This window comes from Acinetobacter sp. BY419 (assembly GCF_019038395.1).
Taxonomy (GTDB): Bacteria; Pseudomonadota; Gammaproteobacteria; order Pseudomonadales; family Moraxellaceae; genus Acinetobacter.
Genome location: NZ_JAGFXZ010000078.1, coordinates 1 through 1,105, shown reverse-complemented (window position 1 = coordinate 1,105; position 1,105 = coordinate 1). Strand labels below are relative to the sequence as shown.

The 1,105-nt window shown below is 38.6% G+C and carries 1 protein-coding gene; it reads left to right on the top strand.

The window, feature by feature from the left end; translation table 11 throughout:
• Nucleotides 1-846 (top strand): DcaP family trimeric outer membrane transporter (locus KUG37_RS14640; protein ID WP_216940673.1); only part of this gene is annotated, 846 nt, incomplete at its 5' end.
• Nucleotides 847-1,105 lie beyond the last annotated feature (259 nt).

Here is a 1,105-nt window from a genome sequence, read left to right as displayed (position 1 = left end):
ACCAGTGTTAACGGTGCAGAGGTTGGCGGTAAACTTGAAAGTGATTTCGCAGGTACTAACGATTCATTCCGTATACGTCAAGCATATTTAACCTATGAAAATTGGTTGATTGGTCAAACCCAATCTAACTTCTTGTCAAATCATGCACCGTTTATGATTGACTTCAGCACCAACGTTGGTGGTGGTACTACACGTATACCATTGGTTCGTTATGGTTTTGATTTGGCACCTGCAACACAATTGTTCCTAGCTGCAGAAAAACCAAACTCAACTGCTGAAAACATCAAATCAAGCGTACCAACATTGACCGCTAAATTGGCACACAACTTTGATGACAAAAAAGGTAATGCGTCTGCGCGTGCTTTAGTTGAAGTTTATAAGGATGAAGACGTCAATAAGCGTAAAGCAGGTTGGGGGTTAGCAGCAGGTACAACGTATCAAGTAATTGATCCTTTAAAAGCGACGCTAGATGTCAGCTATACTAAAGGTGTAAACGGTATTTTGTATGGTACCAATGCCAATGCTGCATTCGTAAATGATGAAGATGACCGTCATATTGAGCAAAATGAAATTTGGGCAGTACAAACGGGCTTAACCTACAGCATTTTACCTAACTTAAAAACATCACTAGGTTATGGTGCATTGTTTGCTGATAAAGACTCAGACTATGCAGAACTCGCTGATGCAGCAAACAAAGAAGTACGACAAGCATGGTTAAACCTGGTGTATGCACCAGTTAAACCACTTGAGTTCGGTATTGAATATGTCAATGGTGAGCGTAAAACCTTTGATAATGAGAAATTCAAAGATAACCGTATTGGTTTAATGAGCAAATATAGCTTCTAATTGATCATGTGAAGCTTAAAGAATCCCACCACTTGGTGGGATTCTTTTATATCAATACCTTGGGAGAAGATGTATTTAATAAAGCATAGGGATTGCTACAGGCTTAGAAGACAAATTCTAATCTAGAGTTTTATTTTCCTACTTAGATTCTCAAATGAAGTGCAACAGAGATTAAATTATTGGAAAGAAGCAAGATGAGCTAGCATTTTGCTTCCGACCGACCAAAGTCAAAGTTGCATCATGAACTATACTCACCTTA